The sequence below is a fragment of the Aquibium sp. ELW1220 genome (genome assembly GCF_030398385.1).
Classification (GTDB): Bacteria; Pseudomonadota; Alphaproteobacteria; order Rhizobiales; family Rhizobiaceae; genus Aquibium.
In genome coordinates, this window is the sequence record NZ_JAOAOQ010000016.1 from 44128 (window position 1) to 67443 (window position 23316).

The window sequence follows — 23316 nt, forward strand, 5'->3', positions numbered from 1 at the left end:
CGACAGCAGCCGTTCAGGCACCTTGGACTTGATCGATGAGCAATCACGGACAGATGGTCATCCTGAAGATCCTCAACGGCGTGCAGAACGGCGTCGAGGTCGCGCTCGAGGACGGCGAGTATGTCATCGGCTCCGGCGCCGACGACGACCTGCAGATCACGGACGTCGCCCTCAAGCCGGCGCATGCCAGGCTGCGAATCGCCGGCGGCACCATCTCCATCGCGGCCGCTGCGGGCGCCGTGACGACCTCGACCGGACTGGCGATCGACGCCGGCGGCGCGACCTGGCACGACATCGACCAGCTCGAAGTGATCACCGTCGCGACCACGCGCTTCGCGGTCGCCAAGGCCAGCGCCAACTGGAACCAGCTCCTGTCGTCCGCTTCCGTGGACAAGCCCGTTTCCGCACCGCAGCGGTCGCCGGGAAAGACCGAGAGAAGCGCCATCCGCTACGGCGTTCCCGTTGCCGTTCTCGTCCTGCTCCTCGGCTTCGGCGCAGTGGCGCTGTCCGGCGGCGGCTCAACGCTGTCCGGCCTCGTCTCGAAATCCGGACCGCCGGACCTCGACGTCGTGCGCGCGGCAGTCGGCCGCTTTCCCTTCGCCGCCGACGTGACGGTGGACGAGGAGGTCGACGGCACGATCAACGCGCGGGGCTATGTGGACACGCTCGTGGAACGCCGGGCGATCAGCGAGGCCGTGCGCGAGACGGAGGTTCCCGTCCGTCTTCGCCTCTGGGCGCGCGACGTTCTCGAAAACGAGCTTTCCGCGCTGGTCGCGGCGCGGGGCCTCCCCCTGACCGTGGCGATCGAGCGTGACGGCACCGTCGTCCTGAAGGGCACGGTTCTCGACAAGGAGAAGGTCGACGAGGTGTCGACGCTGATTGCCGAGCAGGTGCTTGGCGTTTCCGCCGTCCGCTCCGAGGTCCGCACCGCCGAGACCTTCCTCGAAGAAACTCTCGCGCTGGCGACGCGGTCCAAGATCGTCGACGGCGTGCTGTTCCGGCTGACGTCCGCGCCCGGCGGAGGTCAGCTCATCGAGGCCACCGGCGCCGTCCGCAACGACCAGGTGGATGCGTGGCTGGGTTTCCTGAAGTCCTACGCCGCGGGCATCGCGGATATGATGGCGCTCCGGTCCTATGTCGAGATCGAAGGGCGCACGGTCGTCATCGGCGGCAGCGACCGCGAACCGCAGAGCGGCTCCGCCGCAGCGGACCGGACGCCCATCATCGTGGCGAGCGGCGAACTCGCGGCCGAGACGCCGGGCCGGTCCATCCCGCTCGACCTCCTGCTCAGCAACCAGACCAGCTACGAGGCGCTCGTCGACGCGGTCGCTCCGGGCGCACGCGCCGAGCCCGACCCCGGAGAGACCGGGCCGCGAGCGGAACCCGTGGGCCAGGCTGCGGCCGAAGCGTCGCCCGGCGACACGGCAGGGGAAGAGGCCGGGGCGACGGCAGAAGCCCCACCTGCAACTTCCGACGCCTCCGCTGCGGCGGATGAGGCGCCCGGCCAGGACGATGTCGCCCGGCCTGGCGGCGAGGAGCGTGCGGTCGCCGCGGACGAGCGCCCCGCGCCCGAGACGCTCTCGCTCGACGTCGCTCTCAGGCGGGCGGGGGACCTGCGGCAGGTTGCGAGCGCCATGCCGGCAGTCTCCATCGTTCCGGCTCCGGAACCGGAGGAACAGATTCAGGACGTCCTCGTCGACGAAGCGGATCCGGGCGCATCGGATACGGATGCCGCGGAGGCCCCGCCCGGTGGCGACGCGCCGACGACGACGCATTTCGATCAGGGCGAGACACAGCAGGCGTTTCAGGAGCTCAACGAGGCGACCGGCGCCATGCTCGACATGAAGGACACGGACCGCCTCCAGGAAGCGCTCGGCGAAGAGCGCGGCGCCGACCTCGAACAGGCGTTCCGCCGCATCAACCGTCGCGTCTCCGAGGTTGCGGCAATTCCCCTCCCCGCCGAGCGTTCGGTCGAGCTGGGTGCGCAGGCCTGCTGGCCGGGCTCCCGCCTTTCGATCGACATGCTGCCGACACTGGTGTTCTGGCTCGACCTTCTCAGCGTCTCCAACCAGATCGCGATGAACGACCTCGTCGACGCCAAGCGCGGTCTGGTGCTCGAGGCCGGACTTTCGCCCACACGTGTGCGCGACTGCCTGATGCGGACCGGCAGCCCGGCGATGCGGGCACTGGCGGAAGGCTCCATCTATCTGGGCGAGGCGCAGCGCAACCCGAAGTTCATCCAGTTCCTGCTGCGCGAAGACGAGAGCTACGACCTCGCCATCATCGGAGCGAAGACCAGCGGCGAGCGCTACCTGCAGATCGAGGGCGGCGAGACGCTCGAGGAAGGCGCATCCCCCTCCATCGAAAGCCGCATCTCGAGCATTGGCGAACTGGGCGTGCTGGTTCGCGTCCCGAAGGGCTACATGGCCCGCGTTTATCCAGATGGCATGCCATGGCACTTGAAATAACCGGTGCGGCAAACGACACGGGCGAGCCGCCTGACCGGGACGCCTCCCGATCGCGGCCGGCACCACAACCGAGGAACGGAGTACACATGCTTGCTGTCGTGGAGCCGATATCCCGGTCGCGGCTTGATGACGGCGAGGGCAGATGGGAGCGACATGCATTGCTGCTCCGCGACAGCGACATCGAACGGATCGGACACGCCGCGCTCACGACAGCCTTCTGGACGCCGCTCGGCACGTGCGCCGAGGCGATGGCCGAACTCATCAGGTCGATCCATCCGGGCGGCGCAGGCAGGCACGATCTGCCGATCGAGCCTATCGACGGCGACCAGCCATCCATCGAGCACATCTATGCCGGCGCGTGCCGGCATTTCGGCCTGGGGCTGCGTCCTGCCGCGGCTTTCGGCTTCCTCACATGCTACAGCGGCGGCCAGGCGAGGCCGCCCGAACGACCGCACTTGCCCTCCGTCTTCGGGCTGGCAGTCATCGCCGCGCACGAGAACCGGCCGGAACTCGCCACCGAGCTCGGGTACTGGCTCATCGGCCAGGGCTTCGACCATCCGCGTGTCTCCCTCCTGATCGGCACCTGCGCGCTGAATGGAGGCGAGGTGGGCGAAGCGCGCCGCGCCTTGACCACCGTGGCCCGGCGGGCACGCGGCAACCCGAAATTCCGCGAGGACCAGCACACTGCCCAGCGCCTCCTGATCGGCATCCAGTTCGGCGTCACGCCGAACGCACCGGAACGCGAGTGACCGTTCCCGTGCGGAGAGCCGGCTTCCGGACCGATCGTCCGTTTCCTCGTGCCTTTGCGGTCCTCGACGAAGGGAACCGGCCGAGCCCGCGCGCGCCAGCCGTTCCCGCGTCGCAAGTGGGCAGAGACATGCGGAAGCAACGGCCGTGAGAGACGTCCGGGAGGCACTCGAAGCACTGAAGGACCTCACGGGCCTGCCGCAGCTCTCGTTCGATGCCAAGGGCCGGGCCGAGATCGTCGCCCAGGAGGCCCTGGCGGTGTACCTGGTCCGTGTCTCGGACACCGTGATGGAGATCGCCGCGCACGTCGCGGGCGACCGGCGGCAGCCGACGGACGACGAGTTGCGCCATCTGCTCCGCGCAAACGCGGATTGCGGGGACAGCGATGCCCGCTTCGCGCTCGACATCGCCGGCGCGCCGTTCCTCTGCCAGCGTGTCGACGTGACCTCGACCGGGCCAGGAGACCTCGACCGAGTCCTCCTCGACTTCATCAGGCTCGTATCGAGACTGCGTCAGGGAGAAAAAGGCAGGCAGCCGTGAACGGCCGGCCGTTTCGGCGCGGCTCGGCGGATGGCAGACGCCGCTGAGCTACGAGGCGACGTGGTCGCCGGCTTCCATGTCGATGACACCGTGCTGCAGCCGCCCGCGATACAGGACATCGCGGTTGCTGGCCACCCAGGCGAGGATTTCGGCGACCACCTCGAACGTCTCGTCGGGAATGTACTGGCCGGGTTCGGTATCGGCGAACAGATTGCGCGCGAGCGGAACGTTGCGGAAGATCGGAACCCCCTCTTCCTCGGCCGCAGCGCGGATCGCGACCGCGTTGAGATCCCGCCCCTTGGCGACGACCATCGGCAGGGGCATCGTATCCTCCGAGAATCGGATGGCCACCGCAAGATGCGTCGGGTTGATGACGACGGCCGTCGACTTCCGCGCCTGGCCGACCTGGTCGGACATGATCAGTTCGAAGGCGAACTGCTTGCGCTGTCCCTTGACCACCGGGTCGCCTTCGCTCTCCTTGTACTCCCGCTTGACCTCGTCCTTCGTCATCATCAGCCCCTTGATGAAGCTGTGCCTCTGGTAGGCGAAGTCGGCCACCGCCACGATCACGAAAGCGAGCCCGCTCAGCGCGAAGGTCAGCATCAGCATGCTCACCGTCACCTGGAGCAGGCAGTTCATGCCGCAATAGACCGACGTGATGAAGGCGCCGATCGCCCGTTCCATGACGATGTAGAGAAGCACGCTCAGGAACACGATCTTGATGATCGACTTCAGGATCTCGATAACCTGCTTCATCGAGAAGATACGCTTGAAGCCGCTGCCGGGCGATATCTTGTCCAGTTTCGGCATCAGGTTCTCGAGCGAGAAAACGGTGCCGAACTGGATGTAGTTGGCGGCGATGCCCATCAGGATGCAGACCCCGAGCACCGGAAGGTGGATCGCCACGCCGATGTCGTAGATCACGGCCATGCTGGAGATCATGGTCGTCTTGTCGCCGGAGCCGGTCTGGCTGGCGAACAGCGCGGCGAGGTCGATCATCTCCACCAGGCTCGCATAGATCCACGTTCCGAGCATCCACAGGACGGCGATCACGCCGAACAGCGACAGCGTCGTCACCAGTTCCTGCGACCGCGCCACCTGGCCCTTCTGGCGGGCGTCGCGGAGCTTCTTGAGCGTCGGTTGTTCCGTCTTTTCTCCGGATGACTGGCTCATGGCCGTGGTCCTCCGGGCGAAGGCGGCGGCAGGCTGTCGATCGCGCCAGAGCCGAATTCGAGCATGGCGTAGAAGCGGTCGAGCAGCGACCGGAAGCTTGCCGACTCGCGTCCCGCGACGTCGAACATGGTCGAGAAATAGAAGATCAGGATCAGGACAGCGATCGCGCTCTTGATCGGCATCGCCAGGATGAAGACCTGGATCTGCGGCGCGAAGCGGCTGACGATCGCCAGCCCGAACTCCGCCAGGAACATCAGGGCGATGATCGGCGCGGCGAGGACGAACATCAGCCGCATGCCGCTGTCCATCACGCCGAGGAAGAACGACGGGACCGCCTCCGAGACGATGGGCAGGCCGCGCGTCACCGGCCAGACCTGAAACGACGAGTAGAGCAAATCGATGACCAGCAGGAAGCCGCCGATGGTGAAGAAATAGGTCAGGAAGGCCTGGCTGAAGAGAATTCCGAGCGGCGACGTCTCGTGCCCCTGGAGAGGATCGATGGAGGACGCGATCGCGGCACCGCGCTGGTTGTCGATGAAGGCGCCCGCCGCCTGCACCGCCCAGAACAGCCAGGCGATGAGAAAGCCGATCAGGAACCCGACGGCATATTCCTTGGCGAAGAGCGCCGCGAACGTCGCGACACCGGGATCGAAGCCCCGCGCGAAGGCTGCATTGAGCGGAACGAGCGGCGCGACGAGGACCAGAACGGCTGCCGTCCGCGCCAGCCGCGGCACGGCCGATGGCGAAAGGATCTGCGACGCGGCGAGGAATGCGTAGGTCCGCCCCATGCTGAGCAGCAGCGCCAGGAGCAGCGGCTTGTACTGCGCCAGCAACTCCGTGAGGACGACCGTGTTCATCGCGGCTTCATCGAACCAGCCGCGGGAAGTCGTTGAAGATGCCTTCCGTATAGTTCAGCATCTCCGAGCCCAGAATCCCCGCCATGGCCGAGATCGTGATCGCCACCGCGATGAGCTTGATGGCGAAAGGCAGCGTCTGCTCCTGGATCTGGGTCAGCGCCTGCAGCAGCGAGACCACGATGCCGACGATCGACGCGACGATGATGGGCGGCATCGACAGGAGCATGACCAGCATCATGCTCTGCGTCACGTAGTGAAGGGCGTCTTCAGCACTCATGTCCGCACCGTCCTGCTTGCCGGCCGCGCCGGTTGGAAATCGCCTCACGCATAGGATGCCACCAGTCCGAGGATCAGGCGGGACCATCCGTCGACCATGACGAAGAGAAACAGCTTGAAGGGCAGCGAGATGGTGAGGGGCGACACCATCATCATGCCCATGGCGAGCAGGATGTTGGAGACGATCAGGTCGATCGCGATGAACGGCAGGTAGAGCAGGAAGCCGATCTCGAAGGCCTCGCGCAGCTGGCTGACGGTGAAGGCCGGCAGCACCACGGCGAGCGAATCGGGTGTCAGCGTCGCCCGCACGTCCGGCGGCCAGAGCTGCGATGCCGCTTCGAGGAAGAACGTCTTCTCGCGCATGTCGGCATGCTTGTTCAGGAATTCGATCAGCGGCCCCTTCGCGGCATTGAAGGTGGTGGTGATGTTCTCCACCGTGTCGAAGCGGTAGTCCCCGTTCGACAGGATCTGCAGGGTCTCGTAGAAGACCGGCGTCATGATGTAGCCCGACAGGATGATCGCCAGCGCGTTGAGCGCCGAGTTCGGCGGAATCTGCTGCACGCCCAGCGCGTTGCGCAGCAGCAGGAAGACCACCGAAAGCTTGATGTAGGCCGTCGCCACGATCGCGATGAAGGGAACCAGTGCGGCGATCGCCAGGATGAGTATGAGATTGAGCGGATCGATCATCTTCGGACCGGGTCAGGTTGCGCGGCTCGCCGCCATCATTGCGTCGCGGGCGCCTGGCGGAACCCGCTGCTCGATCTCGTCAGGTGCCGTCGCCCCTGGCGTCCGCCCAAGGCCCCACGGCCGAAAGCCGCACCGCGAAGCGGTCGTCGATCCGCACGAGGTCCCCCCGCGCCAGCTGACGCCCGCCGACCCTCACCGTCACCGGCAGCCCTGCCGTGACGTCCGCAAGGCCGATGTCGACCAGCGCCCCCGGCGTCCAGGTGGCCAGCTGTCCGATCGGGATATCCATCGTCGCGAGTTCGAAGGCCACGACGACGGGCATGCGGGACGGGTCCGGCATCGCCGCTTCGCCCGGCCTCGCCTCCACGGCTCCCTCGTTCGCCCGCGAGTGGCTCTGGTCGCCTTCCATTCCGATCTCCATGATCATCCAGCCGTCCTGCGTGCGTTCCACGTCGAAGCGTCGCCGCATGGCGGTCAGCACGAGGCTGCGGTGCGGCGCCCCGTCCAGCAGTATGGCGTCGCCGCTCTCGAGACCCGCCACCTCGGCGGCCGTCAGCACGACGTCGTCGAGACGCACCGCCAGCGGCACGCGCACCACATCCGCCAGCGGCGACACCCGCGCGAACGCCAGGATGCCGTCGATCCCGGCGAGGCCGGCGAGCGCACCGGGTGTACCGCAGAGCCGAAGCGCCACCTCCCCCGCGAACAGTCCGCCAATGCGCACCACGACGTCGATCGCATCGGCCGGCGGAACATCGGTACCGGCCTCCACCGCAGGCACCTTCAGCCCGGCCTTCGACAGGCGGTCGGCGACCAGCGACAGGGCACTCGATTCCAGGGCGGCGGCGAGATGGCCAGGCAGGTCGTCCAGGGCTTCGGCGCGCAGGTCGGCGCCGTGCGTCTCCGGGAACGGGAATGCCTGGAGGGCGGCCAGCAGGGTTCGGGTGCCGCCGGCGTCGATCCACTTCAGCGTATGGCGGAAGCGGCGGGCCGGTGACGAGGGCTGGCGGCGAAACACCACCGCCAGTCCGGCAACCGTCAGCTCCGTTCCCTCGACGGAAACCAGGCTGTTCCAGGTCTCGATCTGGTTGGCGCGCAGGCCGATGCGCGGCAGGACGGCTGCCACGGGTACGCCCAGCGGCGAGGATCCTGCAGCGATGGTCGTGCGCTCGTTCATCGTCTTGCGAACAGGGCGCTGAGGCCTGCGGGGGCTGTGTCGGCGGCGACCGTCTGGCGGTCTCCTTCGCTGTCGCGATCGACCGCGAGCCCGGATATCTCGATCGTGCGGCGCGGAAAACGCGCCGCAAGCGTGGTCGCCAGCTGCCCCGCCAGGGTAGCGAGCGTCTCGCGGTCCAGCATGTCTTCCGCGAAATGCAGGTTGACCGAAAGGACGTCGCCCTCCCCCTGGACGGTGATGGACTTCAACGCCATCGCAGGATCGTCGATCGCGACGCGGAGGCGAAAACCGCCGTCTCCAGTGCCGATCAGGTTGACCCGCAGCTGCGCGTCGATCTGATCGCCGACCTTCCGCGCAAGGGCATCGAGGCGGTGGGCGAGGTCGGTTGACAGCGTCTGCCCAGCTTCGACGGCACGACCGCCGGCAAAGCCCTGTTCCGGACCGGCCCGCGCCAGAAGCACCATCGAACCGGCCTCCTCCTCTGCATGGCCCCGGTGCGGCCGGCCGTCCCCCCGGCTGGTGTCGGTGATCGGATCGCGGCCGCCGGACAGGATGTCGCCCATGGCGGCGACACCCGGTTTCGCCTCCGGCTCGCCGCGCGCCTCGCTCGCGCGGAGGGCCTGCGCGAAGGCCTTTTCCCGGGCCTGGAGGTGATCCCTGCCCTTGCCCGACCCGTCGCGGAACGGCGTTCCGCCGGTCCCGAAACGTCCCGACAGATCGCTTCCCTTGCGATTTTCCTCCCGCGCCGGCTCGTGGTCCGACGGCCGGCCCTGCCGGCTGGGCGGCAGATGATCGGTTCGCTCAATGCCGGCCATCGCGGCTCTCCTCTCCGGCTATGCGGTTGCGCGGGCGCGCGAAGAGATCCTCCACCTCGGCCTCTTCCTTGGTGGTCGCCGCGACGAGAATCTCGCGCTTCAGGTCGTCGAGGAGACCGTCATATTTCTCGCGGTCCATCTGGGCTTCGCGATAGGCTTCCGAAGCCTCCTGCGTCTGCTTGCGCAGCGCGACCAGCGCGTGCTCGGCGCGCGCCTTGCGATCGCCGATCTTCTGGTGGTCGGCCTCGAGCTGCTTGGCCCGGTGCTTGACGAGATCGATCTCCTGGAGGTCGATCGTCTTGCCGATCACGGCACGGTAGAGCGCGTCGATCCGGTCGGGAAGCGTGGCGGCGCTCTCGGCGAGTTCCCGCGTCAGCCGCTCCACCTTCTGCTCGCCCTCCAGTTCGGCGCGCCGCGCCTTCTGCAGCGCCTCGAGCGCCTTCTGCTCCCGCAGCGACTTGACCTTGGCCAGGGTTTTGTACTGTCGAAGCGCGCTCATGACGCCACCTTCCGCAGCCGGGAGACGGTCTCGTCGAAGGGTGTCAGCTCCGTCGTGCGTTGGCGCAGGAACTGGCGGATTTCCTCGACCTTGGCGATGGCGCGGTCTGCGCGCGGGTCGGAGCCCGGCTTGTACTCGCCGATCTTCACCAGCAGCTCGACCTCGTTGTAGGTCGCCATCAGCTCGTTGATCGCGCCCGCCGCCTGAAGGTGTTCGGGCGACGTGACCTTGGTCATCACGCGGCTCTTGGAGGCCAGCACGTCGATCGCCGGGTAGTGGTTCTGCTGCGCCAGCCGGGCCGACAGGATGATGTGCCCGTCGAGGATCGACCGCGTCTCGTCCGCCACCGGCTCGTTCATGTCGTCGCCCTCGACCAGCACCGTGTAGAGCGCCGTGATGGATCCGGTCTCATTCATGCCGACCCGCTCCATCAGTTTCGGCAGATTGGCGAAGACCGAGGGTGGGAAACCGCGGCGCGTCGGCGGCTCGCCGGCCGCAAGTCCGATCTCGCGCAGGGCGCGGGCGAAGCGCGTCACCGAATCCATCAGGAACAGCACGCGGCGCCCCTTGTCGCGATGGAACTCGGCGATGGACGTAGCCACGAAGGCCGCCTTGGCGCGCTCCATCGACGACTTGTCGGAGGTGGCGCAGACGATGACCGACTTGGCGAGACCGTCCGGACCGAGGTCGTGCTCGATGAACTCGCGGACTTCCCGGCCGCGTTCGCCGATCAGCGCGAGCACGGTCACGTCAACATCGGCGCCCTTCACCAGCATGGACAGAAGCGTCGACTTGCCGCCGCCGGCCGCCGCGAAGATGCCCATGCGCTGGCCTTCGCCGCAGGTGAGCAGGCCGTCGAGCGCCCGCACGCCGAGCGACAGCGGCGTGGTGATGACGCGCCGCTTCATCGGATCGGGCGGCAGCTGATAGACGGGATAGTAGGTCTCGGGCTCGAACGGACGATCCGAGCCGTCGATGAAGTTGCCGAGCCCGTCGATGACGCGGCCAAGCAGCCCGTCCCCGACCGCGACCGACTGCACGCGACCGGTCGGCCGGACCTCCGTATGCGGAGCCACGCCGTGCGTCTCGCCGATCGGCGACAGCAACGCCTCGTCGCCGAGGAACCCCACCACCTCGGCCATCAGCTTGTGGCCCGTCGCTGGGGTGCGCAGTTCGACGAGTTCGCCCACCTGCACGCTCGGCGCGGAAGCATGGATGATCGTCCCGACCACCTTGCGGACGAGGCCCAGAAGCGGATAGGGCCGCAGCTCGCGAAGCCTTTCGCGCAGGATGCCGAGCCTCTCGGCAGGCATCGCCCGGATCGCGCCGAGCCGCCGCGCCTCTTCCGACGGCATGTCCGGCACAGGTCGGACGAAGGCGTTCATGAGGCACCGCCGAAATGCGGAACGGCCGCCTCGGCGGCAGGACGGACCGGGATCAGGACCCCGCGAAGCATGTCTGCGAGCGCGTCGACCGTTTCGTCCAGCGAACACTTGACGCGGCCCAGAGCGGAAGCGAGGACGACCGTCGGCGGCGACAGCGCCGGATCGCCCACCACGTCGATGAGTTCGACCTCGGGAAACTCCGCCAGAACGTCTGCGATCCGCGCCTGCACTGGCTCGAGCAGCGCGCTCGGAACGAAGAGCTGGCATCGCCGCTCCCGCCGCATGCGCCCGAGCGCCGAACGGGTGAGCGACATGGCGGCGTCGACGGGGTTCACGTCCTGGATGATGGCGCGCGTGCAGGCCACCACAAGGTCCGTCAGTTCGCCGCGCGACCTTTCGAGGCTTGCGTCGAACTGCGCGTGCTCGCGCAGGAGACGTTCGAAGGCGTCGCGCTCCGCCGCTGCCGTGCCCTCGGCATGGCCGCGCCGGCGCTCCTCCTCGCGCTGCAGCTCGGCCTCCGCGAGGATTTCGCGGGCCCGCTCATGCGCCGCCGCGACGATCGCCGTCGCGTCCGCGATCGCCTGCATGTCGCGTCGCTTGATGACGCGGTTGCCCGATCCGAGCGCCAGCCGGATCTCCCTTAGTCGATAGACGTCGACCACGCCGGGACCTTTCGCTGGAGCAGGTTGAAGGCGGCCGCGCACTGGGGTGCGGGAACCGGCCGTGCAGCGACGGATGGTCCGAGCAGGCCGGCTGCGGGAAGCAGGTCGGCGATCCCGGCGCCGAAGCGGGCGCGAAGGATCGCCCCCGACGTCTTGTCGGTGGCGTCCACGCAGCCATGCAGGATGCCCCAGGTCTGGCGCAGGATCGCGGGCAGCGCTGCGATCTCGCGCGAAAGGACGGGGCGCGACCATGGCCCGAGGTCACCGGCTGCGGCCTCCCCGTCCGGCTGCGACGGCTCCGGCGGCCTCGCCAGCAGGCCGGGATCGAGCGTGTCGAACACCGACAGCGACGGCCAGAACGTTTCCGCCTGCCGCGTGGCGGTCAGCAGCGCCTCCTCGCCGATGAACTCGGACAGCATCAGGCGGTCGGCCTTGCGCACCGCGTTCCCGATCGTCTTGCGAAACGTCGCCGCCGCGAGCTGCCGCACGCCGGCCCGCAGTTCGGCAAACGGGGCGATCGAGATCTGGAGCGCCAGCCGGACGTCCTCCCTGGTGCGCAGCCCGACGCCAAGGCTCTCCCCTGCCACGAGCTGGGACAGGCCGAGATCGGTCGCAAGGGCGGTCGCGAGGAACCGGCCGTGCGGACCGCCGCGGAACGGCTCCAGGCGGTCCGGACCCCACGGCGAAAGGCCCTGGAGATCCGGCGCCACCAGGGACGCCGGATTGCTGATCGCCGCCGCGAGGCTGCACTGCAATCGCAACGAGCGGGGGATCGCGGGAGCCATCATGCATCCGCTTCCCGGGCCGGAGCGGACTTGCCCGACCGCCCCCGCGTGACCATCAGGATCACGTTGGCGATGAGCGAAAGGGCGAGGACGGCCGCAAAACCGCCGACCCACATCCACATCGTGCCCATCGACGCGACCGCCACCTTGACGCCCGGCAGCACGTCCCGCACCTGCGGAGCATCGCGCTCGACCGGCATCAGCGGCACCTCCTGCGCCTCGACCAGAACGACCGCGACGTTGTCGAACGAGACACCCTCGATCGAGTTGGACACCAGCCGCCGGATCTGCGGCACCAGGAAGTCGAGGTCGACCTTCGGCCGCTGCTTGATGAAGACGGCGGCCGACGACGGCTTCACCTCCTGGCCGAACTCCGCCTTCTCCGGAAGGACGATGTGAACGCGGGCGGTCAGCACGCCGTCGATCTGCTGGATGGTCTTCGCCACGTCTTCGCCCAGCGCATACACGTAGCGGATGCGTTCCTCGAACGGCGAGGACACGATGCCGGACTTGGCGAAGACCTGCCCCATGGAGGCGCCCTCGATGCGCGGAAGGCCGCTGTTCTTCAAGATATCCAGCGACCGCAGGATGTCGTCCTTGCCCACCACGAGCGTGAAGACGCCCTCGCCCAGCGCCTTCTTGTCGGCACTGACGTCGTTGGCGAGCAGCACGCCGAGCATCTCGTTGGCTTCGGTCTCCGTCAGGTTCGAATAGAGGTCGGCCTGGCACCCTGCGAGAAGGAGCAGCAGTCCGGCGGCCGCCAGCCGAAGCGACGGGAACCGGCGCCGCCCGCATGGACGAGCCGCCGCCTGCGAGCGGTATGGAAGGTTCGCAATTGTCTTGGTAAGCACCACGATCAGCCGTTCCGGGTTGTCTGTCTCACTGACCCTTCATGAGCGTGTCGAAGGACTGGGTGGCCTTCCCGGTGAGCTTCGACGTGACGTCGACCAGCATGCTGTACTGCACGACCTCGAGCTGCACGGCGATCAGTTCGGAGCCCGTGCTCGCATCGGCCAACTGGCCGAGCCTGCTCTGCTGCATGTCGAAGGCCTCGCGCAGGCGCGACAATCCGCCGAGGATCGCATCGCCGGTCGCGCTCAACGGCGCGGGGACGCGGTCCAGCTCGAGCGTGCGAAGCGCGTCTCCGCGCGACGCCTGGTCCGCGGGCTGGACGGCCTCCGGCCGGGCATCGCGGCTCTCCTGGAATATCTGCTGGAAGCGCTCGATTCGCGATGCGTCCGGCGTCGCCGCGCCCGCATCCGGCCCGACGCCGGAGAGATCCGAACCGCCCAGTTGGGCGAGCTGCGCTATCGGTTCCATGGCGATCCACCTTTCCCAAAGCCTCGGTTTGCCCCCGGCACGGATCGGGCCTGCGAACAGCCGCCGTGTGCCCGGTGCGCTCCGGAAACGAGACCTACACGGGCGGGGTCGGCGACCGCTTATCAGACGACACAGGTCCCCCGGACGCTGCCCGCAGATGCATCGGAAACCCGCATCCGCCTCCGGCCTGGCGTGCCGTCCGTCACGCCCCCTGCGTGCCGTCCGTCACCTCCCCGCGCGCCGCAGCCGGTACTCTACGGACATCGATCTCTTTCGAAGGAGCGCCTGATGGAACCCGTCGCGACTGCCCTGAAGGACCTCGGAGGCCGCGTCGGCCTCCCCAACCTCCAGTTCGATCGCGAAGGCGACGCGACGCTGCAGTTCGACGGCGTCCTGCGGATCAGCTTCCACCGCCTCGACCCCGAGACCCTCGAGATCTGGGCACCCGTCGAAGGCTTCGGTCCCGCCCACGACGCCGGGATCATGCGCCGGGCGCTGGAAGGCAACCATCTCGGCGAGGGGACCGGCGCCGGACGCATCGCGCTGCAGCCCGGCGGCAGCCGCTTCGTGCTTTGCGAGCGGGTCGCCGTCGCCGGCATGACGGCCGAAGCCCTCGAGCGTCGCATTCTCGCCTTCGTCCAGAACCTCGCCGTCTGGCAGTCGGACGCGGCGGGCGGGCCGGCGGACGAGGCCCCGGGCGAAGTCAACGGCGACAGCGTCCTCATCCGCGCCTGAGCGGCAACACGAGACACGGAGCAGGACGATGGCAAGCTACGAAGTTGCGCCGAAGCATTTCCAGCCCCCGCGGACCGAGGGAACCGGTCAGAAGCCTATGTTCGGCGACATCCCGATCAAGCTGGTCGACGCCGAGAAGCCGACCCCGAGGAGCTCGCGCGGCGAGTCCGTCCGGACCTTCTTCAAGGAGCTCTGGCAGGACATCAAGAACCTGTTCCACAAGTCGACGGTCGAGCAGGTGGAACCGATGCGGCCCCGCGCGTCGAAGTCCGACATCGAGTTCACGCGCGACAGGCTTTCCGGTCACGGCCTCGACCTGGTCCTCGACGAAGACGGAGGCGACGTCAGCGACGACGTCCCCGAAACCCCGAAACAGACGCTTTCGCGGTCCTCTGTCGGCATCGGGCTGAAGATCGACCTCGATCCGCTGAAGGAGACGCGGGGAGAGACGGTCGCGGAGCCGAAGTCGGAGAAGCTGACGGCGACCGACCAGCGGCGAATCGGCGAAGCCGTCAAGACCATGCTCAAGCCCTTCATCGACAGTCTCGACGGGCCGCTTTCGAAATTCGAACCCTCCGCATACGGCAAGGAGTTCCGCCAGGGCGGCAGCTACCTGCTGATCAAGGAGGGGTCCGATCAGCTCGGCAGTCTCAGCACAGGCAAAAACACGTTCCAGCGCATCGACTCGCACTCGTCGAGACTGTCCGGCTTCGCCGGTCGGGAACTGCGCGGCGAGGCGAAGGTCATCAGTGATCTGGTGAAGGACGAGGGCGTCGCGGTCAACATGGGCGCCTTCGGCAAGGTGGAGGCGGGGATCGTCGAAGAGGATCCGGTCAAGCGGCAGGAAGAGATCTCCCGGTTGGCGAAGAAATCCGTCGATCTAGTCGATGCAGCGATGGTCCGGGCTTTCGGCGAGCCCGGCAACCGGCAGAGCGTGGAGACGGCGGCGGGCCGCTACCCCCAGGAACTGTGCGACCAGCTCGCCATCGAGTTCCAGGCCATCGACGACAGCGACGCGCCCGAGGAGAACAAGGCGGAGCTCAAGCTGAACATCGCGCGCAACACCCTGTTCCTGCGCAGCCTCAACCCGCTCATCGCCTCGGGCGACACGTCCCTCTCGCCGACACAGAGGCAGAGCGCGATCCAGTTGAGCAAGGGCATGCAGTCGCTGGTCAACGGCGTCGGCTTCGACGGCGGGGACTTCCACCCCGAGATCGCCGAGCAGAGCACGGGACTGAAGGAGAAGTGGGCCGAGGGTTTCCGCGAATTCGCGGAGGCCGTCGTCAGGCGGGGTGATGCGAAGGTCGTCGAACAGGCGGTGTCGCTGGGTGGCGCGCTGGCGTTCGCGCGGCTCGAGAACGAGCGCAAGTCCATGGTCAAGGATCTGTTCCCCGAGACGCATGTCGGGCCGAAGCGGTCTTTGGACGTCGGCCGGCACGACGCGGACACGCTCGCCGGCGGCGCCTATGCCGGCGTGAAGGTCTACACCGAGGAGCATGCGCGCAGATACCCGAACGAGAACACCTACCTCCGCAACAACGAAACGAACAGCCAGCTGATGGGCGGCATCGCGAAGACGCCCGAGATCAAGGGGCTCGCCGTCTCGCTCGTCGAGGAATGCAATGCCTACCGGCGCTTCTCGGTCAACGGCGACGAGATCGACGATCTGGCGCGCGAGCACGGCGTCACGCCGAAGGAGGTGGCGAAGGGGCAGGTCGAATTCATCGACCACCTGATGGTCATGGTCTTCGGAAACCCCGAGGATCCGGCGAGCGTGACGGACGCAGCAGGACGCTACCCGCAGGTGCTCTGCGATCACCTCGCCATCCAGTTCAAGGCCATCGACGACAGCGACGCACCGATGGAACGCAAGGCGGAGATGAAGTTCTCGGCCGCGACGAACCTCCTGGTCCTGCGAAGCCTCGCACCGCAGATGGTCGTGACGAGGGGTAACGACGGGCAGGTGGATGCGACCGTCAGGCAGGTATCCAAGGCCATGCAGTCGCTGGCCAACGGTGTCGGCCTGCCGCGGGACAAGGGCGGCGCGCGCGAGATCCATCCGGACCTGCTGGAAGAGGGTGCGATCCTGAAGGACCGCTGGAAGGAGGGCATGAGGCTGTTCACCGACGCTATCATCCTCAGGGCCGATCCAATCACGGTCGGCAAGGGTGTCGAGGTCGGCACGGCGCTCCTCCAGCGCCGCGAACTGATGCTGGAGGACGCCATCACGCTGAAGAAGCCCGAGCAGTCCCTCACCGTGTGACGCCCGTCGGCCGGAACCGGCCCGGCTGCGGCGCCTAGACTGAACGCATCGGGTGAGACACGGTAAATGAGGGAGAGGCCGCATTCAATCGTTTCATTTGGTTCGAGAGTGGCCCATATCCTGCTCGAACTCGATGGGTCGCCTATAGCCGTGTGGTGCAGCCCATTCCCGAATCCGCGGTCGCACCAGCCGAACCGACCGCGCAGACGTTCGAAAACCCGGCACTGTCCTCGCACGCCCCTTCCACCGGGACGGCCTTATCGATCGCCTCAGCTGATACGCGGTCCGTGTGTTCCAGGACCAGGTGCAGAGGGGCAGCCGGCTCGCCCGTGCGCGGCTCCCCTCACTCCCACTCGATCGTGCCCGGCGGCTTGCTCGTCACGTCGTAGACGACGCGGTTGACGCCCTTGACCTCGTTGATGATGCGGGTGGCGGCGCGGCCGAGGAAATTCATGTCGAAAGGAAAGAAGTCGGCCGTCATGCCGTCGACCGACGTAACCGCGCGTAGCGCCAGCACGCGGTCGTAGGTGCGGCCGTCGCCCATGACGCCCACGGTCTGCACCGGCAACAGCACGGAGAAGGCCTGCCAGATCTTGTCATAGAGCCCGGCCTTGCGGATCTCCTCGATGTAGATCGCGTCGGCCTTTCGCAGGATGTCGAGCTTCTCGCGCGTCACCCCGCCGGGCAGGCGGATGGCGAGGCCCGGGCCGGGGAACGGGTGCCGGCCGATGAAGCTCTCGGGCAGGCCGAGCTCGCGGCCGAGCGCGCGGACCTCGTCCTTGAAGAGTTCGCGCAACGGCTCCACCAGCGTCATGTTCATGCGCGCGGGCAGCCCGCCGACATTGTGGTGGCTCTTGATGGTGACCGACGGTCCGCCGGAGAAGGAGACGCTCTCGATCACGTCTGGATAGAGCGTGCCCTGGGCGAGGAAGGTCGGCGCGCCGCGCCCGTCCTCGGCGATCGTCTTCGCCTGCGCCTCGAAGACCTCGATGAACAGCCGGCCGATGGTCTTGCGCTTCGTCTCCGGATCCGCCTCGCCCTCGAGCTGGCCGATGAACAGGTCGGACGCATCGACATTGATCAGCGGGATGTTGAAATGGTCGCGGAACATGCCGACCACCTGCTCGCTCTCGCCCTGCCGCATCAGCCCGTGGTCGACATAGACGCATGTCAGCTGGTCGCCGATCGCCTCGTGGATCAGCACCGCCGCGACGGAGGAATCGACGCCGCCCGACAGCGCGCAGAGCACGCGGCCGGAGCCGACCTGGTCGCGGATCTTCTGCACCATCTCGGCGCGGTAGGCGGCCATGGTCCAGTCGGACTTGAGGCCGACGATCCGGTGCACGAAGTTGGCCAGCAGCTTGCCGCCGTCGGGCGTATGCACGACTTCCGGGTGGAACATGGTGGTGTAGTAGCGCCTCTCCTCGTCGACGCAGATCGCGAACGGCGCGTTCTCGGACGTGCCGATGATCTCGAAGCCCTCGGGAGCCTCCGTGACGCGGTCGCCGTGGCTCATCCAGACAGGATAGCGCCCGCCGACTTCCCAGACGCCTTCGAAGAGCGGCGAGGCTTTCAGGATCTCGACGTCGGCGCGGCCGAACTCGGCGGCATGCCCGCCCTCGACCGTACCGCCGAGCTGCACGGCCATGGTCTGCTGGCCGTAGCAGATGGCGAGGATCGGCACGCCGGCCGCAAACACCGCCTGCGGCGCACGGGGCGATCCATCGCGGGTGACCGAGTCCGGCCCGCCGGAGAAGATCACGCCCTTCGGCGCGAGCTTGTCGAAGCCCTCCTGCGCCTTCTGGAACGGCCAGATCTCGCAGTAGACCCCGGTTTCGCGCACGCGCCTGGCGATCAGCTGGGTGACCTGGCTGCCGAAATCGATGATGAGGATGCTGTCGGGATGGGGGATCGTGCTCATGGCGAGCCAGTAGACGAATCGTGCCTTTCCAGCAATCCCGCATGTTGCATTGCGGCGGATTTCGCCAGGCCAGGCGGTTGGACGGCAAGGCCGGATGCGCGGCCGGGCGAAGCGGCCGCGGCCTGCTGCTCGAGCAGCAACCGCGCCCGCCAGTTCAGCCCAGGACGTGGCCCCGGGCGATTTCCATCTCCAACTGATCCACCACCACTGCCAGCTTCTCGTCGATGACGTGGAGATATTCGGTCCAGTCGCCGACGTGGCGCAGGTCGGCCGCGCCGTCAGAAATGCCGCGCAGCGCGATCAGCGGCACGTCGAAGCGCTGGCAGGCGCGCAGTACGGCGAAGGTCTCCATGTCGACCATGTCCTCCGCGATCGCGTCATAGGCGTCGCCGGAGACGATGTTCGCTCCCGTCGACAGCGTCGCTTCCCGCACATCCGCGATCCGCAGGGGAAGCGGGACTATAGCCGGCAGGTCGAGGAAGGGCGTGGCGCCACGCGGAAAGCCGAGCGGGGAAGCATCCATGTCGCGATAGGTGACCGAGATGGCCTGGTAGACCTCGGTCTGCTCCAGCACGCGGCTGCCGGCCGATCCGAGCGAGACGACGAGATCCGGCGTCCGGTCGGTCCTGTCGATCAGGGCCAGCGCGCGGGTCAGTTCGACCGCTGCCTCCACGGGCCCGACCCCGGTCATCAGCGGTTCGAACCGGGCCCGCAGATGCGCCCCGTACTCGGCAACCGCCGCCATGACGTAGAGAATGCGCCGGCCCGCGACCTCCTTGAGCAGCGGCTGGCCGGAACGGCCGGTCATCCCGCGATGCCTTCGCGGCCCTGCACCACCATCATGGTGCCGGTCATGGTCGCGACGAGCTTGGCCTCGCCGCTGGCGCTAAAGGCATAGGCCTGGCCGTCCGCGACGATGATCGTGCGGCCCGGCTTGGTGACCGACCCCCTGAACAGGAAGCGTTCGCCCTTGCCAGGCGCGAGAAGATTGACCTTGAACTCGATGGTGAGCACGGCAGCATCGGCCGGCATCAGCGAGAAGGCCGCATATCCGCAAGCCGAATCCAGCGCGGCGGAAATGATGCCGGCGTGGAGGAACCCGTGTTGCTGCGTGAGCGGCTCGGAGAACGGCATCTCGATCTCGACCATGCCTGGCGTGACCTGCGTCAGTTCGGCCCCGATGGTCTTCATCGCCGCCTGGCGGTCGAAACTCGACCGGACACGTCGCTCGTAGTCGGTGGCCTCGTCGGAAATTTCAGGCATTCGGTTATCCTCCGTGCCGGTTCGTTATCGCAAAGCGGTGGTGCAGTGACAATCCGTCATTGTTGCACTGCAACAGACGAAGCATTGAGCCAAAGGATGGATGCGTTGAGCAGCCCGGCGAAGCACACCCAGGCGAGATACGGCACGAAAAGCAGTGCCGCCGGACGATCCGCGCGCCAGGTCAGCGCGATGAACGCGGCGACCGCGACCGCCATGCCGGTGACGACGACCAGCGCGCCGCCGATCGACTGCAGCGTGAAGAAGGTTGGCGACCAGAGAAAGTTGAACACGAGCTGTACCCACCACGCGATCATGGCCGGTCCGCGCCGATCGCGCAGCCAGGTCCGCGCGCCCGCCACGGCGATCGCGACGTAGAGGATCGTCCAGACCGGCCCGAAGATCCAGTTGGGCGGGTTGAAGGCTGGCTTGGCGAGGGACGCATACCATCCGTCGGGCGTGTTGGACGCGCCGACGGCGAGCCCTCCCCCGACGACGAGCGCGAGGAAGGCGAGATGGATCGCGAGCCGGTGGCGGTTCATGACATGTCTTTCGGTTCGCGCGGGCCGTCGCTCGTCGTCAGACGGAGGCGTGCCTGGTTTCGTTCATCCGGTCGAGCTTGCCGACGAGGTTCCGGTTGAAGCTCAGCTCCAACGCCTGACGGATCGGCGGGTTGCGCAACAGCAAGGCCCGCAGTTCGGCGGGATCGTAGACGCAGCAACGGATCTCGTTGGAGACGCGCACGGTGGCCGAAGCGGGATTGCCCGACAGGAAGCTCATCTCGCCCAGAAAGTCGCCCGGCCCGCACACGCCGATCAGCCTTTCGCCCTTCTCGACGCTCGCGGCGCCGCGGGCGATGAAGACGAGCTGCGGCGCCGCCTGTCCTTCCTCGATCAGCACCTCGCCCGGCTGCTTCGTCTCCCACTTTCCGAGCTTCAGCATGCGGGTCCGCTGATTGCCTTCGAGCGACGGCATGACCGTTTCCATGAACAGCTTCTCGTCATCGGTCACCCGACGGCTCCGGTTGGCGAGCAGGACCAGCGCCAGCTGGATCGCGTTCACGGTGGTGAAAATGAACTCCCACGTGGCGCTTATCAGATCCGAGACCAGGAAACCGTAATAGGCCACGCCGGTGATGCCGGACGCGATGGCGAAGATGCGCAGCCACCGCATGCTGCTCATCGAGACGGAGAGGATGACGAGGATGTAGTTTATGTGGCCGACGAACTTGCTTGGATCAGTGAACTGCTCGAGAAACTCATCCATTGGGGCGCCCTGGAAGAAGCATCACTCTTGGCGTGTTGTCACACCGATATAGAAACCGTCCGTACCGCTGCGCGCGGGCGAAAGCGATATGCCGTCAGCAGGATCGATGCGGACCGAGGCGCTCGCCCCCGGAAAGCAGGTCTCGAACAGCGAGGCATGATCGACCGGTCTGAAGTCGGGATTGGCACCGAGGAAACGCTGCAGGCGCTCGGCGTTCTCCTGCGCAAAGAGCGAGCAGGTGACATAGACGAGCCGGCCGCCCGGCCTGACGAAACGGCTGGCGGCGGCGAGAATGGCCTCCTGCTCGGCCATGCGCACCTCGAGCTGGCGTTCGGTCAGCCGCCATTTCGCATCGGGCCGGCGGCGCCAGGTGCCCGAGCCGGTGCAGGGGGCATCGACGAGGACCAGGTCCATCCGTCCCTCGAGCGGCGCCAGTTCGTCCGGACGCGCCACGACCTGGACGTTGCGCGTCTCGGAACGGCGCAGGCGGTCGAAGATCGGCGCCAGGCGCTGCTTTTCGGAATCATGGGCGAACAGCTGGCCGCGATTGTCCATGTCGGCCGACAGCGCCAGCGTCTTTCCGCCGGCACCGGCGCAATAGTCGAGCACCTGCATGCCGGGCTCGGCGCAAGCCAGCCGCGCGGCGATCTGCGAGCCCTCGTCCTGCACCTCCATCCAGCCCTTGGCGTAGGCGGGCTCCGCCTGGACGTTCGGATGACGTCCGCTGCCTTCGATGGGCGGGATGCGGATGCCGTGCGGCGCGAGCCGGGTCGGCGCGGCCTTCATGCCGGTGAGTTCGCGCAGGATGCGCTCGCGATCGGCCCGCAGCGCGTTGACGCGAAGATCGAGCGGCGGCCGGGCCGAGAGCACCCTGCCCTCCTCCACCCAGTCGGCGCCGAAAGTCCGCTCGAGCAGCGGCGCGCACCAGTCCGGAACGTCGGCGCGCACGGCATCGGGTGCCGTGTCGAGCGGGTTGGCGGCGATGGCAGCGATTTCGGCCTCGTCAAGCGGGGCGGGCGCGAAGCGATCGCCCGCGAGCGACGCGTTCAGGCCCTCGGGCGTTTCGCCCCATTCCAGGAACAGCGCTCCGAAAGCCAGAGCGCGCGGCGTATCCGCTCCGAGCAGATGGGCCGCCGACCGACGGCGGCGAAGCGCGTCGTAGACGATGTTGCCGATCGCCCCGCGATCGCCCGCGCCGGCGAACCGATGCGACAGGCCCCAGTCCTTCAGCGCGTCGGCCGCCGGCCTGTGCCGTGTCTGGATGTCCGAGAGCACTTCGATGGCCGCAGCCAGCCGTCCGCCTGTTCGCATGTCCGGTCTTCCCCGTTGTCGGCTACCCGATCGGCCGACTGGTAGCGGCTCCCATTGATGGCGGCAAGCAGGATTGCGTGGCGGATCGGGCCGCTCGCGCGGACGGCAAGGCGTCTTCCATAAGACTGATTTGCGCTCTTTCCGATTCGTGATAGCCAATGCTTATGATCCGCCTTTCCGTTCGACAGATGGAATACTTCGACGCGCTGGCCGAAACCCTCCATTTCGGGCGCGCGGCCGAACTCGTCGGCGTCTCCCAGCCGGCGCTGTCGTCGCAGATCGCCGAGATGGAGGAGAAGCTCGACTGCAAGCTTTTCGAGCGCAGCCGCAGCGGGATCCGCATCACCGAGGATGCGCGCCAGCTTCGCCCGCGCATCGAGCGGATCCTGGCCGACATCCGCGACGTCGAAGCGATTGCCCGGCGTGGCCGCCGGCCGATGGAGGGACGGTTCCGGCTGGGCATGATCCCGACGGTCGCGCCATACCTGCTGCCCGCGGTCCTGCCGCTCGCTAGACGCAGCTTTCCCGACCTCCAGCTCGAACTGCGCGAGGCGGTGACGGGCACGCTGGTGGAGGAAACCCTGTCGGGTCGGCTCGACGCCTTCGTCGCCGCGCTTCCGATCGAAGAGGCCGGCCTCGTCGCCGAGGCGCTGTTCGAGGACCGCTTCTATCTCGCCGTCCCCCGCGACGACCCGGAGTTTCTTTCTCCGCCCGTCCCCCCCGAGAGCCCTTCACTCGACAGGCTCATGCTGCTGGAGGAGGGTCATTGCCTGCGCGACCAGGCACTCGCGGTCTGCCGCTCCGTCAAGCCGCTCGCGCTGTCGAGCTATGGCGCAACCAGCCTGACGACGCTGCTGCAGATGGTCTCGCACGGGCTCGGCCTGACGCTGATCCCCGAGATCGCGCTGGAGACCGTCGGTGCCATGCGGGACATGAAGGTCGTCCCCTTCGCCAACCCGCAGCCATCGCGCCGCATCTGTCTTGCCTGGCGCCGCAACGGCCCCCGCCCCGAGGAATACCGCACCATCGGCCGCCTCATCACGGACGCGCATAGCCTCCGAGCCGCTCCGCCATCGACCTCCGATACGCACGTCGTCACGCAGGCGTGATCGGAAGTCTGCGTCGTCGACCCTATCTGCCGGGTCGAGATCCACGACAAAGGAGGCTTC

At 67.5% G+C, this 23316-nt stretch carries 24 protein-coding genes; 6 read left to right on the top strand and 18 right to left on the bottom strand.

The features are described 5' to 3' along the window. The first annotated feature begins 35 nt into the window (after positions 1-35). From N1F91_RS15680 to N1F91_RS15690, 3 genes are all read left to right on the top strand, one after another. Positions 36-2468 carry an FHA domain-containing protein gene (locus N1F91_RS15680; RefSeq protein WP_289993710.1) on the top strand — a complete coding sequence of 811 codons (2433 nt, stop codon included), beginning with the start codon at positions 36-38 and terminating at the stop codon, positions 2466-2468. 158 nt (positions 2469-2626) lie between these two features. Then, positions 2627-3217: a hypothetical protein gene (locus tag N1F91_RS15685; RefSeq protein WP_289993711.1), complete on the top strand. Its 591-nt coding sequence runs from the start codon at positions 2627-2629 to the stop codon at positions 3215-3217. Between the two features lie 145 nt (positions 3218-3362). Continuing rightward, complete coding sequence (locus N1F91_RS15690; protein WP_289993712.1) at positions 3363-3755, top strand: type III secretion system chaperone; 393 nt, start codon at positions 3363-3365, stop codon at positions 3753-3755. Between the two features lie 48 nt (positions 3756-3803). On the opposite strand, the gene sctU is transcribed toward N1F91_RS15690, so the two are convergent. From sctU to sctI, 12 genes are all read right to left on the bottom strand, one after another. Continuing rightward, the gene (gene sctU, locus N1F91_RS15695; protein WP_289993713.1) at positions 3804-4928 is read right to left on the bottom strand and encodes a type III secretion system export apparatus subunit SctU; all 1125 of its coding nucleotides are present in this window, start codon (positions 4926-4928) and stop codon (positions 3804-3806) included. Further along, positions 4925-5785, bottom strand: coding sequence for a type III secretion system export apparatus subunit SctT (sctT, locus tag N1F91_RS15700; RefSeq protein WP_289993714.1), 861 nt, complete (start codon positions 5783-5785; stop codon positions 4925-4927). The genes sctU and sctT overlap by 4 nt, the downstream gene beginning before the upstream one ends. A 7-nt stretch (positions 5786-5792) precedes the next feature. Beyond that, positions 5793-6062 (bottom strand): type III secretion system export apparatus subunit SctS, encoded by a 270-nt coding sequence (gene sctS, locus N1F91_RS15705; RefSeq protein ID WP_289993715.1) that lies wholly within the window; start codon positions 6060-6062, stop codon positions 5793-5795. Between the two features lie 44 nt (positions 6063-6106). Further along, positions 6107-6748 carry a type III secretion system export apparatus subunit SctR gene (gene sctR, locus N1F91_RS15710; protein WP_289993716.1) on the bottom strand — a complete coding sequence of 214 codons (642 nt, stop codon included), beginning with the start codon at positions 6746-6748 and terminating at the stop codon, positions 6107-6109. Positions 6749-6827: 79 nt separating this feature from the next. Then, positions 6828-7925: a FliM/FliN family flagellar motor switch protein gene (locus N1F91_RS15715; protein ID WP_289993718.1), complete on the bottom strand. Its 1098-nt coding sequence runs from the start codon at positions 7923-7925 to the stop codon at positions 6828-6830. Continuing rightward, positions 7922-8740: a hypothetical protein gene (locus N1F91_RS15720; protein ID WP_289993719.1), complete on the bottom strand. Its 819-nt coding sequence runs from the start codon at positions 8738-8740 to the stop codon at positions 7922-7924. Before N1F91_RS15720 ends, N1F91_RS15715 begins: the two co-directional genes overlap by 4 nt. Next, positions 8727-9239 carry a YscO family type III secretion system apparatus protein gene (locus N1F91_RS15725; RefSeq protein ID WP_289993720.1) on the bottom strand — a complete coding sequence of 171 codons (513 nt, stop codon included), beginning with the start codon at positions 9237-9239 and terminating at the stop codon, positions 8727-8729. The genes N1F91_RS15720 and N1F91_RS15725 overlap by 14 nt, the downstream gene beginning before the upstream one ends. Next, a complete protein-coding gene (sctN, locus tag N1F91_RS15730) occupies positions 9236-10624 on the bottom strand; it encodes a type III secretion system ATPase SctN (RefSeq protein ID WP_289993722.1) in 1389 nt (462 codons plus the stop codon). The genes N1F91_RS15725 and sctN overlap by 4 nt, the downstream gene beginning before the upstream one ends. Further along, entirely contained in the window at positions 10621-11286 is a 666-nt protein-coding gene (locus tag N1F91_RS15735) for a hypothetical protein (protein WP_289993723.1), read from the bottom strand. The genes sctN and N1F91_RS15735 overlap by 4 nt, the downstream gene beginning before the upstream one ends. After that, on the bottom strand, positions 11265-12074 hold the full coding sequence (locus tag N1F91_RS15740) for a hypothetical protein (RefSeq protein ID WP_289993724.1): 810 nt from the start codon (positions 12072-12074) through the stop codon (positions 11265-11267). Before N1F91_RS15740 ends, N1F91_RS15735 begins: the two co-directional genes overlap by 22 nt. Continuing rightward, positions 12071-12925 (bottom strand): type III secretion system inner membrane ring lipoprotein SctJ, encoded by an 855-nt coding sequence (sctJ, locus tag N1F91_RS15745; protein ID WP_289993725.1) that lies wholly within the window; start codon positions 12923-12925, stop codon positions 12071-12073. Before sctJ ends, N1F91_RS15740 begins: the two co-directional genes overlap by 4 nt. Before the next feature lie 25 nt (positions 12926-12950). Further along, positions 12951-13391, bottom strand: coding sequence for a type III secretion system inner rod subunit SctI (sctI, locus tag N1F91_RS15750; protein ID WP_289993726.1), 441 nt, complete (start codon positions 13389-13391; stop codon positions 12951-12953). 288 nt (positions 13392-13679) lie between these two features. Here sctI and N1F91_RS15755 point away from each other — a divergent pair, with 288 nt between their 5' ends. Further along, the gene (locus tag N1F91_RS15755) at positions 13680-14126 is read left to right on the top strand and encodes a type III secretion system chaperone (protein ID WP_289993727.1); all 447 of its coding nucleotides are present in this window, start codon (positions 13680-13682) and stop codon (positions 14124-14126) included. 28 nt (positions 14127-14154) lie between these two features. Next, a complete protein-coding gene (locus N1F91_RS15760) occupies positions 14155-16389 on the top strand; it encodes a hypothetical protein (RefSeq protein ID WP_289993728.1) in 2235 nt (744 codons plus the stop codon). A gap of 343 nt (positions 16390-16732) precedes the next feature. Here the strand turns inward: N1F91_RS15760 and guaA are convergent, their stop codons facing one another. From guaA to N1F91_RS15790, 6 genes are all read right to left on the bottom strand, one after another. Then, the gene (gene guaA / locus N1F91_RS15765) at positions 16733-18310 is read right to left on the bottom strand and encodes a glutamine-hydrolyzing GMP synthase (protein ID WP_289993729.1); all 1578 of its coding nucleotides are present in this window, start codon (positions 18308-18310) and stop codon (positions 16733-16735) included. Positions 18311-18464: 154 nt separating this feature from the next. Further along, positions 18465-19118, bottom strand: coding sequence for a 5'-methylthioadenosine/S-adenosylhomocysteine nucleosidase (locus N1F91_RS15770; protein WP_289993730.1), 654 nt, complete (start codon positions 19116-19118; stop codon positions 18465-18467). Continuing rightward, positions 19115-19573, bottom strand: a complete 459-nt coding sequence (locus N1F91_RS15775; RefSeq protein WP_289993731.1) for a PaaI family thioesterase — start codon at positions 19571-19573, stop codon at positions 19115-19117. The genes N1F91_RS15770 and N1F91_RS15775 overlap by 4 nt, the downstream gene beginning before the upstream one ends. A gap of 56 nt (positions 19574-19629) precedes the next feature. Further along, positions 19630-20112, bottom strand: a complete 483-nt coding sequence (locus N1F91_RS15780) for a TspO/MBR family protein (protein ID WP_289993732.1) — start codon at positions 20110-20112, stop codon at positions 19630-19632. A 37-nt stretch (positions 20113-20149) separates the two neighbouring features. After that, positions 20150-20836, bottom strand: coding sequence for a cyclic nucleotide-binding domain-containing protein (locus tag N1F91_RS15785; protein ID WP_289993733.1), 687 nt, complete (start codon positions 20834-20836; stop codon positions 20150-20152). Positions 20837-20857: 21 nt separating this feature from the next. Continuing rightward, the gene (locus tag N1F91_RS15790) at positions 20858-22147 is read right to left on the bottom strand and encodes an RsmB/NOP family class I SAM-dependent RNA methyltransferase (RefSeq protein ID WP_289993734.1); all 1290 of its coding nucleotides are present in this window, start codon (positions 22145-22147) and stop codon (positions 20858-20860) included. A 164-nt stretch (positions 22148-22311) separates the two neighbouring features. Between N1F91_RS15790 and N1F91_RS15795 the strand changes: the two genes are divergently transcribed. Next, positions 22312-23256, top strand: a complete 945-nt coding sequence (locus N1F91_RS15795) for a hydrogen peroxide-inducible genes activator (protein WP_289993735.1) — start codon at positions 22312-22314, stop codon at positions 23254-23256. Positions 23257-23316 lie beyond the last annotated feature (60 nt).

What these genes read in the sequence shown, in the direction of transcription:
- N1F91_RS15680 (WP_289993710.1), top strand. Translation starts at nt 36, where the DNA reads ATGAGCAATCACGGACAGATGGTCATCCTGAAGATCCTCAACGGCGTG.
- sctU (WP_289993713.1), bottom strand. Translation starts at nt 4,928, where the DNA reads ATGAGCCAGTCATCCGGAGAAAAGACGGAACAACCGACGCTCAAGAAG.
- sctT (WP_289993714.1), bottom strand. Translation starts at nt 5,785, where the DNA reads ATGAACACGGTCGTCCTCACGGAGTTGCTGGCGCAGTACAAGCCGCTG.
- sctS (WP_289993715.1), bottom strand. Translation starts at nt 6,062, where the DNA reads ATGAGTGCTGAAGACGCCCTTCACTACGTGACGCAGAGCATGATGCTG.
- sctR (WP_289993716.1), bottom strand. Translation starts at nt 6,748, where the DNA reads ATGATCGATCCGCTCAATCTCATACTCATCCTGGCGATCGCCGCACTG.
- N1F91_RS15715 (WP_289993718.1), bottom strand. Translation starts at nt 7,925, where the DNA reads ATGAACGAGCGCACGACCATCGCTGCAGGATCCTCGCCGCTGGGCGTA.
- N1F91_RS15720 (WP_289993719.1), bottom strand. Translation starts at nt 8,740, where the DNA reads ATGGCCGGCATTGAGCGAACCGATCATCTGCCGCCCAGCCGGCAGGGC.
- N1F91_RS15725 (WP_289993720.1), bottom strand. Translation starts at nt 9,239, where the DNA reads ATGAGCGCGCTTCGACAGTACAAAACCCTGGCCAAGGTCAAGTCGCTG.
- sctN (WP_289993722.1), bottom strand. Translation starts at nt 10,624, where the DNA reads ATGAACGCCTTCGTCCGACCTGTGCCGGACATGCCGTCGGAAGAGGCG.
- N1F91_RS15740 (WP_289993724.1), bottom strand. Translation starts at nt 12,074, where the DNA reads ATGATGGCTCCCGCGATCCCCCGCTCGTTGCGATTGCAGTGCAGCCTC.
- sctI (WP_289993726.1), bottom strand. Translation starts at nt 13,391, where the DNA reads ATGGAACCGATAGCGCAGCTCGCCCAACTGGGCGGTTCGGATCTCTCC.
- N1F91_RS15755 (WP_289993727.1), top strand. Translation starts at nt 13,680, where the DNA reads ATGGAACCCGTCGCGACTGCCCTGAAGGACCTCGGAGGCCGCGTCGGC.
- N1F91_RS15760 (WP_289993728.1), top strand. Translation starts at nt 14,155, where the DNA reads ATGGCAAGCTACGAAGTTGCGCCGAAGCATTTCCAGCCCCCGCGGACC.
- guaA (WP_289993729.1), bottom strand. Translation starts at nt 18,310, where the DNA reads ATGAGCACGATCCCCCATCCCGACAGCATCCTCATCATCGATTTCGGC.
- N1F91_RS15770 (WP_289993730.1), bottom strand. Translation starts at nt 19,118, where the DNA reads ATGACCGGCCGTTCCGGCCAGCCGCTGCTCAAGGAGGTCGCGGGCCGG.
- N1F91_RS15775 (WP_289993731.1), bottom strand. Translation starts at nt 19,573, where the DNA reads ATGCCTGAAATTTCCGACGAGGCCACCGACTACGAGCGACGTGTCCGG.
- N1F91_RS15780 (WP_289993732.1), bottom strand. Translation starts at nt 20,112, where the DNA reads ATGAACCGCCACCGGCTCGCGATCCATCTCGCCTTCCTCGCGCTCGTC.
- N1F91_RS15785 (WP_289993733.1), bottom strand. Translation starts at nt 20,836, where the DNA reads ATGGATGAGTTTCTCGAGCAGTTCACTGATCCAAGCAAGTTCGTCGGC.
- N1F91_RS15790 (WP_289993734.1), bottom strand. Translation starts at nt 22,147, where the DNA reads ATGCGAACAGGCGGACGGCTGGCTGCGGCCATCGAAGTGCTCTCGGAC.
- N1F91_RS15795 (WP_289993735.1), top strand. Translation starts at nt 22,312, where the DNA reads ATGATCCGCCTTTCCGTTCGACAGATGGAATACTTCGACGCGCTGGCC.